This window comes from Streptomyces sp. NBC_01317 (assembly GCF_035961655.1).
GTDB lineage: Bacteria > Actinomycetota > Actinomycetes > Streptomycetales > Streptomycetaceae > Streptomyces.
Window position 1 is genome coordinate 976,894 of the sequence record NZ_CP108393.1, and the last position, 14,521, is coordinate 991,414.

At 71.8% G+C, this 14,521-nt stretch carries 15 protein-coding genes and 1 pseudogene; 8 read left to right on the forward strand and 8 right to left on the reverse strand.

All coding sequences use genetic code 11. The features are described from left to right. The first annotated feature begins 28 nt into the window (after nt 1-28). The gene (locus OG349_RS04160; protein ID WP_327233280.1) at nt 29-1,696 is read left to right on the forward strand and encodes a phosphodiester glycosidase family protein; all 1,668 of its coding nucleotides are present in this window, start codon (nt 29-31) and stop codon (nt 1,694-1,696) included. 104 nt (nt 1,697-1,800) lie between these two features. Here OG349_RS04160 and OG349_RS04165 read toward each other — a convergent pair whose 3' ends face one another. Then, nucleotides 1,801-2,559: an SDR family oxidoreductase gene (locus OG349_RS04165; RefSeq protein ID WP_327233281.1), complete on the reverse strand. Its 759-nt coding sequence runs from the start codon at nt 2,557-2,559 to the stop codon at nt 1,801-1,803. A gap of 202 nt (nt 2,560-2,761) precedes the next feature. Between OG349_RS04165 and OG349_RS04170 the strand changes: the two genes are divergently transcribed. Continuing rightward, on the forward strand, nt 2,762-3,139 hold the full coding sequence (locus tag OG349_RS04170; RefSeq protein ID WP_327233282.1) for a DUF488 domain-containing protein: 378 nt from the start codon (nt 2,762-2,764) through the stop codon (nt 3,137-3,139). Between the two features lie 92 nt (nt 3,140-3,231). Here OG349_RS04170 and OG349_RS04175 read toward each other — a convergent pair whose 3' ends face one another. Further along, on the reverse strand, nt 3,232-3,789 hold the full coding sequence (locus OG349_RS04175) for a hypothetical protein (protein ID WP_327233283.1): 558 nt from the start codon (nt 3,787-3,789) through the stop codon (nt 3,232-3,234). A 144-nt stretch (nt 3,790-3,933) separates the two neighbouring features. Here OG349_RS04175 and OG349_RS04180 point away from each other — a divergent pair, with 144 nt between their 5' ends. Further along, nucleotides 3,934-4,527 carry a TetR/AcrR family transcriptional regulator gene (locus OG349_RS04180; RefSeq protein WP_327233284.1) on the forward strand — a complete coding sequence of 198 codons (594 nt, stop codon included), beginning with the start codon at nt 3,934-3,936 and terminating at the stop codon, nt 4,525-4,527. A gap of 70 nt (nt 4,528-4,597) precedes the next feature. On the opposite strand, the gene OG349_RS04185 is transcribed toward OG349_RS04180, so the two are convergent. From OG349_RS04185 to OG349_RS04200, 4 genes and pseudogenes are all read right to left on the reverse strand, one after another. Beyond that, on the reverse strand, nt 4,598-5,356 hold the full coding sequence (locus OG349_RS04185; RefSeq protein WP_327233285.1) for an SDR family NAD(P)-dependent oxidoreductase: 759 nt from the start codon (nt 5,354-5,356) through the stop codon (nt 4,598-4,600). Between the two features lie 76 nt (nt 5,357-5,432). Then, a complete protein-coding gene (locus OG349_RS04190; protein ID WP_327233286.1) occupies nt 5,433-6,404 on the reverse strand; it encodes an SDR family NAD(P)-dependent oxidoreductase in 972 nt (323 codons plus the stop codon). Between the two features lie 170 nt (nt 6,405-6,574). Continuing rightward, a pseudogene (locus OG349_RS04195) lies at nt 6,575-6,797 on the reverse strand (dihydroxy-acid dehydratase); the annotation flags it as partial. Nucleotides 6,798-6,824: 27 nt separating this feature from the next. Further along, nucleotides 6,825-7,493 (reverse strand): TetR/AcrR family transcriptional regulator, encoded by a 669-nt coding sequence (locus OG349_RS04200; protein WP_327238438.1) that lies wholly within the window; start codon nt 7,491-7,493, stop codon nt 6,825-6,827. A 162-nt stretch (nt 7,494-7,655) separates the two neighbouring features. Between OG349_RS04200 and OG349_RS04205 the strand changes: the two genes are divergently transcribed. The 3 genes from OG349_RS04205 (at nt 7,656) to OG349_RS04215 (ending at nt 10,868) form a co-directional block, all read left to right on the forward strand. Continuing rightward, nucleotides 7,656-8,465: an alpha/beta hydrolase gene (locus OG349_RS04205; protein ID WP_327233287.1), complete on the forward strand. Its 810-nt coding sequence runs from the start codon at nt 7,656-7,658 to the stop codon at nt 8,463-8,465. A gap of 121 nt (nt 8,466-8,586) precedes the next feature. Next, nucleotides 8,587-9,420 (forward strand): alpha/beta fold hydrolase, encoded by an 834-nt coding sequence (locus OG349_RS04210; RefSeq protein ID WP_327233288.1) that lies wholly within the window; start codon nt 8,587-8,589, stop codon nt 9,418-9,420. A gap of 566 nt (nt 9,421-9,986) precedes the next feature. After that, a complete protein-coding gene (locus OG349_RS04215) occupies nt 9,987-10,868 on the forward strand; it encodes an alpha/beta fold hydrolase (protein WP_327233289.1) in 882 nt (293 codons plus the stop codon). Nucleotides 10,869-10,884: 16 nt separating this feature from the next. Here the strand turns inward: OG349_RS04215 and OG349_RS04220 are convergent, their stop codons facing one another. Then, nucleotides 10,885-11,727: a LysR family transcriptional regulator gene (locus OG349_RS04220; RefSeq protein ID WP_327233290.1), complete on the reverse strand. Its 843-nt coding sequence runs from the start codon at nt 11,725-11,727 to the stop codon at nt 10,885-10,887. Between the two features lie 164 nt (nt 11,728-11,891). Here OG349_RS04220 and OG349_RS04225 point away from each other — a divergent pair, with 164 nt between their 5' ends. Both OG349_RS04225 and OG349_RS04230 read left to right on the forward strand, forming a co-directional pair. After that, nucleotides 11,892-12,380 (forward strand): nuclear transport factor 2 family protein, encoded by a 489-nt coding sequence (locus OG349_RS04225; RefSeq protein ID WP_327233291.1) that lies wholly within the window; start codon nt 11,892-11,894, stop codon nt 12,378-12,380. After that, nucleotides 12,380-13,300 carry an NADP-dependent oxidoreductase gene (locus OG349_RS04230; protein ID WP_327233292.1) on the forward strand — a complete coding sequence of 307 codons (921 nt, stop codon included), beginning with the start codon at nt 12,380-12,382 and terminating at the stop codon, nt 13,298-13,300. The genes OG349_RS04225 and OG349_RS04230 overlap by 1 nt, the downstream gene beginning before the upstream one ends. A 30-nt stretch (nt 13,301-13,330) precedes the next feature. Here OG349_RS04230 and OG349_RS04235 read toward each other — a convergent pair whose 3' ends face one another. Continuing rightward, nucleotides 13,331-14,467, reverse strand: a complete 1,137-nt coding sequence (locus OG349_RS04235; RefSeq protein ID WP_327233293.1) for an RICIN domain-containing protein — start codon at nt 14,465-14,467, stop codon at nt 13,331-13,333. Nucleotides 14,468-14,521 lie beyond the last annotated feature (54 nt).

Genomic DNA, 14,521 nt, shown 5'->3' on the forward strand with positions numbered 1-14,521 from the left:
TCGAGCACCAACCTGAGGGAACCACACCATGTACGAGTACGACGGACAAGACCCGCACGGGCCACACGCGCCCCGGCGCACCCTGCGCGGACGCCTCACCCTGGCCGTCGCCTTCGGGCTCGCGGCCGCCGTCACCCTCGCCGTCCCGGGAGTGGCACAGGCCGACGCCCCGGTGGCGTTCACGGGGGCGGTCGGTCCCATCTCCGCGTCCTCGCAGGTGCGGTGGACCACCGAGACCGTCGCGCCCGGAGTACAGGTGCGTACGGGCGTCCTGCGGAACGCCGGCGTCACGCCGGTCTGGACGGTCACCGTCCAGGCCCCGGCCGTCAACCGGCTGACAGGCGCGGCGACTTGGGCCCCGCTGGGCGACCGCGCGTGGGCCGGCGCCACCCAGAGGCAACTGAGCGCGGCCGGGTTCGAGCCGCGCGTGGAGAAGGTCGTCTGGGACAGGTACGCGGACACACCGCGCGGCACCATGGGGTGGCAGGTACGGGTGGGCTCGTACGGCACCCAGGCCGCGGCCCAGACCGCCGGCCAGGCGGTCACGGCGACCGGCCTGCGTACGGCGGTGGAGTGGACCGGGTACGACGGTCGGCAGCTCGCCGACCGGGAGAGCATCCACGTCGCGGTCATCGACCCGGACCGGTTCCGCGGCACGGTCGCGGGGACCCACGACGGCAATGTCGCGGACCGCGAGACGACGTCGTCCGTCGCCGTACGGAACGGTTCCCTGCTCGCCGTCAACGGCGGCTTCTTCATCACCGCCGACGCGGACGGCGTGCAGGGCACGGTGGCCGGGATCGCCGCCTACGACGGCGAGTTGGAGTCCATGGCGGTGGGTTCCCGCGCCGCGCTCATCCTCGCGGACGGAGGCCGCCGCCCCCGGATCGCCGACCTGTCCACGACGGTCACCGCCCGGGCGGGGTCGTCCGCGTACGCCGTGCAGGGCATCAACCGGCTCCCCGGAAAGGTGCGCAACTGCGGCCGCCCCGGCGCCGTTCCCACCGCACTCCCCCGGCACGACACCACCTGTTCACTGCCCGACGACCTGGTGAAGTTCACCCCGGGGTTCCGCGCGGCCCTGCCCGAGGGCGCCGGTACCCAGGTCGTGCTCGACGCCGGGGACCGCGTGGTCTCGGCCGGTCCGCGCGGCGGTACGGTCCCGGCGGGCGGCTCCGTACTCCAGGGGATCGGGGGCGCGGCCGACTGGCTGAGCGCCCACAGCCGCGCGGGCGAGCAGATCTCCGTACGGGAGGACATCCGCGACACATCCGGGCGGCGGATCGAACTCGGCGCGCACGACAGCGTCGTCAGCGCCGCGCCGACCCTGGTGAGGAACGGCCGGATCGCCGTCGACGCCGCCACCGAGGGCACGCTCGACCCGCTGGACCTCTCCTTCGGATTCGCGTGGTCGAACGTACGGCAGCCCCGCACCCTGGCCGGTGTCGACGCGCACGGGCGGCTGCTCCTGGTCACCGTCGACGGACGCCAGCCGGGCGTCAGCGAGGGGTTCACCCTGGCGGAGGCGGCGGAGTTCATGCGCTCCCTCGGGGCGGAGCAGGCCCTCAACCTGGACGGCGGCGGTTCGAGCGCGATGGTGGTCGGCGGCAAGGTCGTCAACATCACCTCGGACGCGACCGGCGAGCGCGCGGTGGGCGACACGATCCAGGTCGTCCCGGCGGCCCCCCGCCGCTGAGGGACGGGGCCGCTGAGGGACGGGAGGGGCCGGCCGGCCGAAGTCACTTCCCCGGCCGCTCCCGGCCTCCCGGCCCCCGGCCCTCCCGGCCTCTCCCGCCGTCCTCAGCCGACGAGTTGCTGACCGCCGTCGATGTCGTACGTCCCGCCGGTCAGCGCCGTGTTCGCCATGAGGTGCACGGCGAGCGCCGCTACGTCGTCCGCCCCCACCACACGCCCGATCGGCAGTGTGGTCCGCAGCTCCTCGCGCCGGGCGTCCAGTCCGTCGCCGAGGAGCTGCGCGGACAACGGTGTGTCGACGAAGCCGGCCGCGATCAAGTTGACGCGGACCGGGGCGAGTTCGAGCGCGAGACTGGCCGTGAGCACCGGCATCGCGATGGTGACCGTCGGCAGGATCCCCAGGTCACGCTTGATCCGCCGGCCGCCGGTGCCGCCCATGAACAGGAGCGTGCCGCCGGGGCGCACCGTGTCCACGGCGTGGCGCGCGACCTCCAGCGGCAGCACCATGTGGTCGGTCATCGCCCGGCGCGCCTGGTCCGCGTCCATGTCGAGGAGCGGCCCGTAGGAGGGCCGGCCCGCCGTGACCAGCACATGGTCGACCTGTTTCGGCAGCTCCTCGAAGAACCGCGCCAGCTTCGCCGGGTCGTTCGCGTCGAAGGCGGTACTGCTGAGCGCTTCGACATCCGCCGCCGCGCTCCGCAGCCGCTCCGGATCCCGGCCGGTCAGGATCACGTCGGCGCCCTCGGTCCGCGCGTGCCTGGCCGTGGCGAGCCCGATGCCGGCGCTCCCGCCGATGATCACCACGGTCTGCCCGAGCAGGGCGGGGTCACGGTGGCCGACAGAGACAGTTGTCGCGGTGCCCATGGTGCCTCCACTGTCGTGTGTGTCTTCACAGGTTTCGACGGGCCACCCTCATGCCCCGACGGTCGCGTACCGCTCCTACGGTCGCTCCTTTCGCGGTACGTCGCACCTTCGCGACGCCCGGGCGGTTGATCAACAAGCCGCCGCGCCCGGCCGTCGATAAAATGAGGGTCACCAGCCCCTCGGCGGGAAGGGTGGCCAGGCCATGGGCGGACGGTTCAGCTACCGGAGGATCTACGAGGACACGCCGCCGTCACAGGACGGCAGACGGGTGCTCGTGGACCGGTTGTGGCCCCGTGGAATGAGCAAGGAACGCGCTCACCTGGACGAATGGCTCCGCGATGTGGCGCCGTCGGACGACCTGCGCCGCTGGTACCACCACGATCCCCAGCTGTTCGCCGACTTCCGTGACCGCTACATCGCCGAGCTGGAGGACGCCGGGCACCGGCCGGCCGTGGAACATCTGCGGAGCCTCGCGGCCCGCGACAAGGTCACTCTCCTCACCGCCACGAAGGACCTCGATCACAGCGAGGCCGCGGTGCTCGCGCACTGGCTGGACAGTGTCGGCACCACGAGCGGTTAGCCCGGTGGGATCCGTAGCGTCGGCAGGCGTGTCCATGCCCCGCGCGACGAGGTGCGGACGCGTCCCTGGGGGGAGCTACCCCGAGTGTCTGATCAGGCCGCCGACCGGGCGAGCGCACGCCGTTCGATGCTGGCGGCGAACAGCGGGGTCTCCCGGCGGTTGTGGTCGCCGGACGCGGCCTGCCGACTCGCCGAGGCCTCCTCGAAGCTGATGCCGTGCTCCTCGTTGAAGGCCATGAACTCCGAAGTCGGGTGGCTCGACACCTGGTTGGTGTACGTGAGGGTCCCGTCACCGTTGTCCGTGACGGACAGGTCCCAGATCACCTGGACCGTCGTCCAGCCGTGCGGGGTGAGGACGTCCGAGGTGGAGACCATGTGGCAGTGGTGCCTCTCCAGGGTCTCCCCGACGTAGTGCTGAATCGCCAGACCGGTACCGATCATCTCGACGTTGATGGACATCGGCCTGCCGTCGTCGGTGGTGGTGTAGCCGGCCGCCTTGTGGTCCGGCGGGGCGCAGCGCTGGTACTCCTTGTCGGGCAGGTTCAGGAGCCAATTGCCGATGTCGACGGCGTCCATCGGGGCGTTGACGGTCGCCGTTTCCGTGGAGGAGGAAAGGAAGAGATCGGAAAGAACCTCGTTCTGCACGGTCATCGCGCACGCTCCCTCTGGGGCACCCGTTTCCCCCTCTCCCACGCTAACTCCACTGTGACGGAGAGCGCTCAGCGCGGACACCTGGGCAGACGCCTGGCCAGGCCGTACGGATGTGAGGCGAAGCGAGGCCGATATACTCGGTGCATGCCTCGGGGAATCACTGCCAAAGGCCTCGCGACGAGGCAGCGCATCGTAGAAGGCGCGGCGGAGGTGGTTCGTACGCGCGGTGTGGCGGCCACGGGGCTGGAGGACATCCGCGAGGCGACCGGGACCAGCGGCGGTCAGATGACCCACTACTTCCCCGGCGGCAAGACGGAGCTGCTGCTGGCCGTCGCGCGCCATGAAGCGGAGCAGATCCTTCAGGAGCAGCGCCCTCTGCTGGACGACCTCACCTCGTGGGGGGCGTGGCTGGCGTGGGCGGACGGTTTGGTGGAGCGGCACGAGCGGCAGCGTGAGCACTGTGGTCTGAGCACTCTGCTCAGTCAGCTGGACCCGGGTGACCTGGGTGTCCGCCAGGTTCTGCTGGAGCTGTTCGACGGCTGGGGCAAGGCTCTGGAGCAGGGGATCCTGGCGATGCAGCGTGCCGGGGAGATGGACCCGGGGGCGGATCCGCACGAGTCCGCGCGTGCCTTGCTGGCGAGTGTCCAGGGCGGTGTGGTGATGCTGCTCGCGACGGGTTCGCCGGATTATCTCAGGTCCGCCCTGGACACCTGCTTCGCCAGACTGCGCGTCAACTGAGGCCTGTAGTCGGGCCGTTGTGGGGCCTTTGTGCGGCCGGTGTGCGGCCCTTGTTTGAACAGGGCTCCGATCACACCGCCAGGAATCCGCCGTCGACCGGCAGCGTCACCCCGTGAATGTGCGCCGCGTCGTCACCGGCCAGGAAGACCACGGCGGCGGCCACCTCCTCGGCGGTGCCCGGTCGCCGCCGCGGATGGGCGGTCGTGAGGCTTTCCAGCATGTCCTTGGACGCCGCGTTGTGTTCCGTGACGGTCGGGCCGGGAGCGACGGTGTTGACACGTACGTTCTTGGCCGCCAGTTCGGCCGCCCATGACTTGGTCAGGGAGTGCAGTCCCGCCTTGCTCGCCCCGTACAGGGCGGCGACGTCCATACCGATCTCCCCGTTGATCGAGCCCATGTTGACGACCGCGCCGCCACCGCGCTCCACCATCGCGGGCACGAGGGCGGCGGTCAGCAGGAAGGGGGCCTTGATGTTGACGGCCAGGGCCCGGTCGACCTCCTCCTCGGTGGCCTCCAGCATGGACTGCGCCGGAATGAGGACGGCCGCGTTGTTGACGAGCACGTCGATCACCCCCACCGCCGCGGTCGCGTCGCGCGCGAGGTCCCGTACCGCCTGCTCGCCGGCGCCGAGGTCCGCGCGGACGAAGACGGCCTTGCCGCCCTCGTCCCCGATGCGGCGCACGATGTCCTCCCCGCGCTCCGCGTCCCGGCCCGAGACCACCACGGTGGCCCCCTCGCGGGCGAGGGCTATGGCGACGGCCCGCCCGATCCCTCCGGTCGCTCCGGTGACCAGTGCGTTGCGTCCCTGCATGCGGCCGGTTCCAGCCATCGCGCGCCTCCATTATGGGTTGGTGAGCCCATAATGTTGGGCGAGGGAATGGGTTGTCAAACCCAGACTTGCGACCTCACCCGCCGTCGCCCAGCGGCCACCCCATCCCCGCCACGCGCTCCGTCGCCGACCAGAGCCGTTCGCCGACCTGCGGGTCGGTCATCTTCGCGAAGGGCTTCTCCCTCACGGGCCGCCCCCGGCCGCGCAGGAAGCGGGGCCCCCACAGCTGCCCGCCCTCGGCGAGCGGATCGAGGGCGGCACGCACCGCCGGCCAGGCAGCATGCTCCTTGCTCTGCGCGACGGGGGCCTTGGGCAAGGCCCCGAGAAAGCCGGTGGCCGTACGGACATGAAGCGGCGGACGCGAGGGGGTGAGGCCGTCGAGCGCCCCGCCGGGATGGGCCAGGACGCTCGCCACCGGGCTGCCGGTGTCACGCAGGCGCCGGTCCAGCTCGGAGGCCAGGACCATCTGCGCGAGCTTGCTCCTGCCGTACGTACGAAAACCCTTGTACGGGGGTCGAACGGCCTGGAGATCGTCGAAGTCCAGGTCGGCCAGGCGTGCGGCGACGCTGCCCATCGTGACGATCCGGCTGCCGGTCGTGCGCGCGAGCAGCGGGTAGAGGGAGGCCGCCAGGACGAAGTGGCCGAGATGGTTCGTACCGAACACCAGCTCGTTGCCGTCGACCGTCTCGCGGCGTTCCGGCTGCGCCGTCAACCCGGCGTTCAGGATGAGCCCGTCGAGCCGCCCGAGGGACGCGCTCAGACCGTCCGCCGCCTTGCGGACGGATTCCAGGTCGGCCAGATCGAGGACGAAGGTCCGTAGCCGGGTCCCGGGGACGCGGGTCCGGATCGCCTGCCGGGCCAGTTCGGCCCTGGCGCTGTCGCGCCCGGCGAGGATCACGGTGGCGCCTGTCCCCGCGAGCTGTTCGGCGATGAAGTAGCCGATGCCGGACGCGCCTCCGGTCACCAGGAACGTTCTGCCGTCCTGGGGTGGCAGCTCGTGGACGTTCCACCGACGGGCGCGGCCGTTCCGCCGACCGGCGTCGCTCACGTCCTCACCGCCAGGACTGGATCTGCCGCCCGGCGGCCGGGTTCGTGCGGGGTCGCGGCCATGCGCACCTCCATATTGGTTTCTCCAACCCACTATGGATGCGCGATTTTGGTCTGTCAAACCCAATCTGACGCCTGCCACCGCGCTCCGCCGCTCGGCTGCCGCCGTCAGCTTTCCAGCTCGGCCAGTTCACGGTCCCAAATCAGACCGGCCCGCCGGTCGTCCCAGTACTTCCACATGTCCGTCCCGGAGCCCAGCACCTGGTCGCGCCAGTGGCCCGGCAGCATCGGCCCGGCGGGCACGAACACGGCCGGCAGATCCGCACAGCAACTCCTCCGCCTCCGGGGCGGGAAGGTTGCGGTAGAGCATCGGGTCCAGCGGGTAGCCACCCGCCGATCCGCCACTCCTCGGCGGCCTGGACTACTCGGCGCCCGTACCGCCCTGGAACGCGACGACCGCACGGCTGGCGCGGTACAGCGACCTGGCGAGGGTCCGCGAGTCGCCGAGGTAGCCGCCCACCATCGCGCCGTCCCGCAGCATGACCAGCTGGTCGGCGGTGCCGGAGACGTCGGTGACCCCGATCTGTTCGAGCATCTCCCCGATGGCTTCCTTGAACCAACGCCGGTGGGCGTCCACGACCTGGCGCACCGGGTGCTCGGCGTCCGCGTACTCGGCTGCGGCGTTGATGAACGGGCAGCCCCGAAAACCCGGGGAGCAGCTCTCGGCCCCGATCCCCTCGGCGACCATACGGAACACCTCACAGACGTCCCCGGCGGCGGCCAGCCGGGCCCCCGCGACGGCGTCGCGCTCCCATCGGGCTCGACGTTCGAGGTACGCCACGATCAGGTCGTCCTTCGTGGGGAAGTGCCGGTAGAAGGTGACCTTGGTGATCCCGACCTTGGCGATGATCTTCTCGGCGCTCACCGCCCGGATGCCCTGCGCGTAGAACAGTTCCGTCGCGGCCTCGATGATCCGTTCCCGCATCGAGGGCTTGCCGGTACGCCCCTGAGCGGGCGCCGGAGCGCCGGGCGCGTCCGCCACCGCATCCGCCGCTGTCGTCTCCGCCGCCGGTTCGGGGTGCTGCGTCATGTGATCCACGCTTCCATCCTCCCCCGTTCCTGCCCCACTCCCGACTCCCGTTCCGGCTCCCTTTCCGACTCGGCGCGGGCGGGTGCCGCCTCGCGAGGCCGTGCTACGTTGATGTGGAGTTACTAGTTAGTCTACCCGGTGCAGGCACGGAGGAATCTAGGCATGTCCCCATCAACCCCGGTCCCCACCCCGGTCGTCTTCGTCCATGGGCTCTGGATCCACTCGGATTCCTGGCGGAACTGGGCGGATCTCTACCGGCGGGCCGGCTACGACCCGATCGCCCCGGGATGGCCGGGTGACGCCGCCACCGTGGCCGAGACCCGGCAGAACCCGGCCGCCGTCGGCAACCACGGCATCGACGACATCACCGCGAGCTATCTGCGCGTGATCAACGGGTTCGGCGCCCAGCCCGTCGTCGTCGGCCACTCCTTCGGCGGCCTGATCGCGCAGAAGCTGCTGGCCGGCGGACACGCGTCGGCCGCCGTCGCCATCGACCCGGGCCAGATCAAGGGCGTCAGGCCCGTACCGCTCGCACAGATCCGCGCGGGCCTGCCGGTGCTCTCGCGTCCTGGCAACAAGAAGAAGGCGGTCTCACTGACCCGGAAGCAGTTCCGGTACGCCTTCGGCAACGCCGTCCCGCAGGCCGAGTCGGACGAACTGTTCGACCGCTGGACCATCCCCGGCCCCGGCCGGCCGCTCTTCGAGGCGAGCACCGCCAACTTCAGCAGGCGCTCCCCGGCGGCGGTGGACACCGGGAAGCACGACCGCGGGCCGCTGCTCGTCATCGGCGGGGGCCGGGACCACACCGTCCCCGAGGTCGTCGCCAGGGCCGCGCACAAGCTGTACGCCGGATCGCGGGCCACCACCGACTACCGGGCGTTCCCCGATCGCGGCCACTCCCTGGTCCTCGACCACGGCTGGCAGGAGATCGCCGACTTCACCCTCGCCTGGCTGAAGCGGCAGGGCATCTGACCAGGCTCCGTCCGCCCCTCCGTACCGCGCGCCGCCCGAGCGGCCCGCTCCCCTGAGAAGAGAGAACCCCATGAAGTCAGCGTTGAAGCCAGCCGGGAAGTCCGCAGGAATGTCCGCAGGAATGTCCGCAGGGAAACCACGCAAGCGCGGAATACGGTTCGCCGTCCTCGGCACCGCCCTGGCCCTCGCGACGGCGATCGTCCCCGCCGCCGCGGCCTCCGGTGCGAGCGGGAAGTCCGGCCACCCGGGAGTCAAGCCGACCGTGGTGCTCGTCCATGGCGCGTGGGCGGACGGCTCCAGCTGGAACGGTGTCGTCCGCGACCTCCAGCACGACGGGTACACCGTCGACGTGCCGCCGAACCCGCTGCGCGGTGTGGCCGGCGACTCCGCCTATCTCGCGAGTTACCTGGCCACCGTCCCAGGACCGATCGTCCTGGTCGGACACTCGTACGGCGGCTTCGTCATCTCCAACGCCGCCACCGGCAACGCCAACGTCAAGGCGCTCGTCTACGTCGACGCCTACGTCCCGGCGAAGGGCGAGACCCTGAACGCACTGACCGCCCAGTTCCCGGGCAGCCAAGTCGGCCCGGACGCGCTCAACTTCGTCCCGTCGGCCGGCGGTGTCGTCGACGCCTCCATCAAGCCCGCACTCTTCCGCGGCATCCTGGCCAACGACCTGTCGGCCCGGCGGGCCGCCGAACTCGCCGCCACCCAGCGCCCGCTCGCGGCGTCCGCGCTCAACGAACCGTCCGGCGCACCGGCTTGGAGCACCATTCCCAGCTGGGACGTGATCGGAACCGCCGACCACGCGCTGCCCGCCGCCGCCCAGCAGTTCATGGCCGAGCGCGCCGGAGCGACCGTCACCCGGCTGAACGCCTCCCACCTGTCGATGATCTCCCACCCGAATCAGGTCACGGACGTCATCGAGGACGCGGCACACCACACCACCCACTGACCCGGCCGGGCCGGGAGTCGGGGCCGCGCGGGAAGAACCTCCCGCGCGGCCCCGGCCACCGCCGGAACCCTCGTCAGGTGCGATCCTGCGTGGATGCCTGCGTGGATGAACGATCTCGGCGACGCGCACCTGCGTACGTGGACACTGCGGATGATGGCCCTCCTCGCAGCCGGCACCCAGGATCAGCTCGCCTGGCTGGGCGAGCGTGAGGTGGCCATGGAGTCCCTCGTCCAAGAGGCGGAGCTGCTCTGGCGCGTCCGCGCGGAAATCGCCGAGCGCGGAGTCCTTGAACCCAGGAATCCGCCCGCTCTTCAGGCCGTCCGCCGTCGCCTCGGCGAGATCGATGTCGCCGGCCGCCCGGTCCTCTGGGGCGACGCACTGGCCACAGACCCGGCTTGGGACGAGATACGTACGCTCGCCCGCCGGTTTCTCGCCACGATGCCGGGCGACTGGCTCAGCATCCCCTGCCACACCCCGTGCGGCCGGACCCTCCTTCCGTACGTGGGGCCGCACATGAGGGCGATATCCGAGTGCGCGCGGACCCACGGCGCTGAGACACTTCCGGTATGCCGATCATCGAAGCCTCGCCAGGAGTGTCCCTCGCCTACGAGACCTTCGGTGATCCGTCCGATCCGGCCGTCCTGCTCGTGATGGGCTTCAGCGCTCAGATGATCGCCTGGCACGAGGACTTCTGCCGTGCCCTGGCGGCACGCGGACGCTATGTGATCCGGTACGACAACCGCGACTGCGGGCTGTCCACCAGGTTCGACGAGCACCCCGTCGACATGGGCCGCTTCATCCACGCCGTGAGCACCGGCGACCTCGCCTCCGCCGTCGCGATGGCGCCGTACACGCTGCGGGACATGGCAGACGACGGCCTGGGCCTGCTCACCGCGCTCGGCATCGAACGCGCTCACGTGGTCGGGTCCTCGATGGGCGGCATGATCGCGCAGACGATGGCCATCAGCCGGCCGGAGCGCGTACTGACCCTGACGTCGATGATGTCCTCGACCGGCGAACCCGAGTACGGCCGCCCGAGCGCCGAGGCCCAAGCAGTGGTCTCCGCCCCGAAGCCGGCCGATCGCGAGGGATACGTCGCGGCGTCGGAGGCGGAGCTGGTGTGGGCCTCGAAGCGTTACGGCAACGCCGCGCCCCTTCGTGAACTGGCCGCCCGGAGCTACGACCGTGCCTACTACCCGGCCGGAGCCGGACGCCAGCTCGGAGCGATGATCCTCGCCGGCTCACGCGCCGACGCGCTGCGCGAACTGCGCGTACCGACCCTGGTGATCCACGGTCTGGACGACACACTGATCGACCCCGGCGGCGGCCGGCGCACCGCCGACCTCGTGCCCGGAGCGAAACTCCTGCTGCTCCCCGACATGGGGCACGACCGGCCCCGTGAACTCTGGCCCGAGATCATCGACGCCCTGGACACGCACACCGAGTGAGACCCCGATCGCGGAATCAGACGTCGTAGACCTCTGCCCGTGCGGCGCGCGGCTCGGTGCCGACACGCTCGGCTGCCACGCGCCGGACCGTACGGGCGAAGGCGGCCATCTCAGGGCCCGAGGTCTGCGGGAGCCACCCCAGGGCCAGCGTGGTCATGGGCAGATCCGCCACGGGGACGGCGACCACCTCCCTCGTCAGGCGGGCGACGGCGGCCGAGCCGACGACGGTGACGAGCCGGCCCAGGGCGACCCGGTCGAGGATCTCGTCCAGGCCCGTCGGCGGGCACTTCTCCCGGAAGGCCGGCTCCTGGCGGAGCTCGGCGGTGGTCACCCCGGCGCGGCCCGCGAGACGGTGGTCGCGCGGTACGAGGGCGACGGGCCACTCCTCCGCCACCTCGGTGGTGTGCAGGCCCGCGAAGTCGTCGCTGTCCGTGCAGAGCAGGGCGACGTCGGCCGTACCGTCGCGCAGGGCCCCCGCCCCGGAGTGGGTGAAGACGAGTTCGGGGTCCGTACCGTCGTGGGAGCGCAGGACCTGGGCGAGCAGCCCGGAGCCGGTGCCGGGGCGGACCGCGAGGATCAGCCGCCCGGGGTGGGCCGCTCGTTGGGTACGGCGCACCGCGGCGTCCAGGTCCCGGAGCAGGCGGCGGGACTCGTCGAGGAAGACACCGCCCGCCGCCGTCAGTTCCACCCGGCGGCTGGTGCGCTCCAGGAGACGTACTCCCATGCGGCGCTCCAGCCGGGCCACCGCCCGGGACAGCGGCGGCTGGGCGATGCCCAACCGCTCCGCCGCCCGGCTGAAGTGCAGTTCCTCGGCCACGGCGACGAAGTAGACCAGCTCTCGGGTCTCCAGATGATCCATACCTCCAGGGTATCGCCGCGTACGGGAACGGTCATGGCTCCCCGGGCGGCGTCCTGGTCTGATGGAGACGCGGGCCGCCGCGGAGCTTGTTCCCGCGGGAGTGGCGCCCGGTGCCGGGACGCCTCGGAAGGTCCCGGATGCGACGACGAAAGGACACCCCCCTCATGAGCGACGAGCGCAAGGTCCAGGAAGTCCTGGCCCGCTATGTCCGTGCGACGGACCGGCGCGACGGCAAGACCCAGGGAGGTCTGTTCACCGACGACGCGGTCGTGCGGATCTTCACCAGGACCGGCCCCGACGCCTACGAGCCGGTCGGTGAGCCCCTGATCGGCGGGGCGGGCGTGGAGTACGCGGTCACCCACCTCATGGCCCCGCATCCGGAGGGAGGCACGAGCCACCACACCACCCAGGACCACCTCATCGAGGTCGACGGCGACCGCGCCCACCTCAACGCCCAGTTCGTCGTCTTCCGGGTCCAGGCCTCCGCGCGCCCCGCCGGCGGCTGGCCGGCCGGGGTCTCCGGCGCGCAGGGCACGGTCGGGCCGATCGAGTCCGGGTACTACGACACGGATCTGCGCCGGGTCGGCGGCGAGTGGAAGATCGTCAAGCACAGCGTGCTGATGGACATGCCGATCGCGTTCCCGGGCGCGTGATGAGAGCCATGGTCTACCGCCGCTACGGCGGCCCCGAGGTCCTGGAGCCGGCGGAGCTGCCCGAGCCCAAGACCCATGTCGACTCGGTGCTGGTACGGGTACGGGCCGCGGCGCTCAACCCCGCCGACCTGGCGCTCCAGGCCGGGGCGCTCCGCGGCGCCGTGGAGACGTACTTCCCGGTCGTCCCCGGCTGGGACCTCGCGGGGGTGGTGGAGCGATCCGGCCCCGCTGCCCCGGAGTTCGCCCCGGGGGACGAGGTCATCGGGTACGTACGCGGCGACGTGCAGCGCGCCCACGGTGGTCTGGCCGAACTGGTCTCCGCCGATGTACGCACGCTCGTCCGCAAGCCCTCCGCGCTGAGTTTCGCCGAGGCGTCGGCGCTCCCCCTGGCCGGGCTGACCGCGTACCAGGCCATCGTCCACGCGCTGGAGGTGCGGCCCGGCGAGATCCTGCTCGTGCACGGAGCCGCCGGCGGGGTGGGGTCCCTCGCCGTCCAGATCGGACGGTCCCGCGGAGCCCGTGTCATCGGCACGGTCTCGGCGCGCGATCACGGTTACGTACGCACACTGGGCGCCGAACCGGTCACCTACGGGGAAGGGTCCGCCGACCGCGTCCGCGAACTCGCCCCGGACGGCGCCGACGTGGTCCTCGACACCGTGGGCGGTGTGCTCGCCGCGACGGCGCGTGCGGCCCGCCCCGGCGCGCGGGTGGCGTCGATCGCCGAGATCGGCACCCCGGGTGTCACCCCGGTCTTCTGCCGGATGGACCACGCCGATCTCACCGCGCTGGCCCGTCTCGCCGAGTCCGGCGCACTCGGTGTGCGGGTCGGTGCCACCTTCCCTCTGGAACAGGCGGCCGACGCCCAGCGCGCACTGGCCGCCGGGGGCGTCCCGGGAAAGGTCGTTGTCGTGATCGCCTGACCCGGCGGACGGCGGTCCGGCGGACGGCGGTCAGCCCCCCTTGTACCACTTCTGGTTGGACGTGCCCTTGCAGGTCCACAGCTGCAACTTGGTGCCCGAGGCCGTGCCCTTGTCCAGGACGTCGACGCACTTGTCGGCCTGGGCGTTGACCAGATCGCCCGCATCCGCGAGGTAGAACTGCTGCCCACGGCCGCCGTCGCAGGTCGCCAGCTGGATGGCGGCCCCGCTGCTGGTGGAGTTCCCCGCCACGCTCATGCACAGGCCGAGTGAGCGGATGGTGCCGTCCGGGCGGAACGAGAACCCCTGATTGGCCTGCTTCGGGTAGTTGCAGTCCCACAGCTGGAGCCGGGTGCCCGATCTGCCCACCCCGTCAAGGGCGTCGGTGACGTCGATGCAGCGCCCCGAGGCCACGCCCACCAGCCGGACACCCAGCGCCTTGGGCGTATCCGAGCCCTGGGCCTGGTTCACCGGCGTCTTGCTCCCCGAGCCGGTACCGCCCGTACCGCCGGTACCGCTCCCGGCTCCGGAGCCGCCGGTGGACCCGCCGCCCTGCTCCGTATCCTTCGCACCGTCGTCTTCCCCCGCAGGCGCCGACTTCGATCCGCCGCCCTTCGGCTGGTCCTTCGGCCGGTCCGAGCCGGCCGGCGCCCCACCACCGGCGGGCGGTACAACTCCCGCGCCCACGCCGGGATTCGGCGGGACGAACACACCGCCACCGCCGCTGCCCCCTCGCGGGGCGGGCGGCCGGTCCGTGCGCTCCTCCGACGAGGTGGAGGAAGGGGAGGGGGACGGGGACGGGATGGCCGTGCCCGGCTCCCGCCCGGCCGCCGCCTCGGCCACGCTCGTGCTGGACTCCCCGGAGCCGGGGGTCAGATCGATCGACGCGAGCAGCGGCACGGTGAGGATGCCCGCACCCGTGAGGGCGGCGGCGACGGCCGTCGTCGCCCAGACCCGCGATCCCGGCAGCAGACCCCGGCGGGGCAGGGACGGGCGGCGGGCGAACGCCTCGGCGAAACCACCCCCCTGGGCCGTGCCGGACCCACCGGCCTCGCCCGTACCGGAGCCGCTGCCCTGGCTCGTACCGGAGCCGCTTCCCCGGCTCGTACCGGGGCCGGGAGTGGGGTCCTGGGGCCGTCCGGAAGGGGGCGTGTTGCGGATGGACGGCACATGGGCTCCGTACGGTCGGAGGGAATCGGACGAGCGGAAGGCTGTACTCCGAGG

What these genes read in the sequence shown, in the direction of transcription:
- OG349_RS04170 (WP_327233282.1), top strand. Translation starts at nt 2,762, where the DNA reads ATGGGCGGACGGTTCAGCTACCGGAGGATCTACGAGGACACGCCGCCG.
- OG349_RS04225 (WP_327233291.1), top strand. Translation starts at nt 11,892, where the DNA reads ATGAGCGACGAGCGCAAGGTCCAGGAAGTCCTGGCCCGCTATGTCCGT.
- OG349_RS04220 (WP_327233290.1), bottom strand. Translation starts at nt 11,727, where the DNA reads ATGGATCATCTGGAGACCCGAGAGCTGGTCTACTTCGTCGCCGTGGCC.
- OG349_RS04180 (WP_327233284.1), top strand. Translation starts at nt 3,934, where the DNA reads ATGCCTCGGGGAATCACTGCCAAAGGCCTCGCGACGAGGCAGCGCATC.
- OG349_RS04205 (WP_327233287.1), top strand. Translation starts at nt 7,656, where the DNA reads ATGTCCCCATCAACCCCGGTCCCCACCCCGGTCGTCTTCGTCCATGGG.
- OG349_RS04185 (WP_327233285.1), bottom strand. Translation starts at nt 5,356, where the DNA reads ATGGCTGGAACCGGCCGCATGCAGGGACGCAACGCACTGGTCACCGGA.
- OG349_RS04230 (WP_327233292.1), top strand. Translation starts at nt 12,380, where the DNA reads ATGAGAGCCATGGTCTACCGCCGCTACGGCGGCCCCGAGGTCCTGGAG.
- OG349_RS04210 (WP_327233288.1), top strand. Translation starts at nt 8,587, where the DNA reads ATGTCCGCAGGGAAACCACGCAAGCGCGGAATACGGTTCGCCGTCCTC.
- OG349_RS04160 (WP_327233280.1), top strand. Translation starts at nt 29, where the DNA reads ATGTACGAGTACGACGGACAAGACCCGCACGGGCCACACGCGCCCCGG.
- OG349_RS04175 (WP_327233283.1), bottom strand. Translation starts at nt 3,789, where the DNA reads ATGACCGTGCAGAACGAGGTTCTTTCCGATCTCTTCCTTTCCTCCTCC.
- OG349_RS04200 (WP_327238438.1), bottom strand. Translation starts at nt 7,493, where the DNA reads ATGACGCAGCACCCCGAACCGGCGGCGGAGACGACAGCGGCGGATGCG.
- OG349_RS04165 (WP_327233281.1), bottom strand. Translation starts at nt 2,559, where the DNA reads ATGGGCACCGCGACAACTGTCTCTGTCGGCCACCGTGACCCCGCCCTG.
- OG349_RS04215 (WP_327233289.1), top strand. Translation starts at nt 9,987, where the DNA reads ATGCCGATCATCGAAGCCTCGCCAGGAGTGTCCCTCGCCTACGAGACC.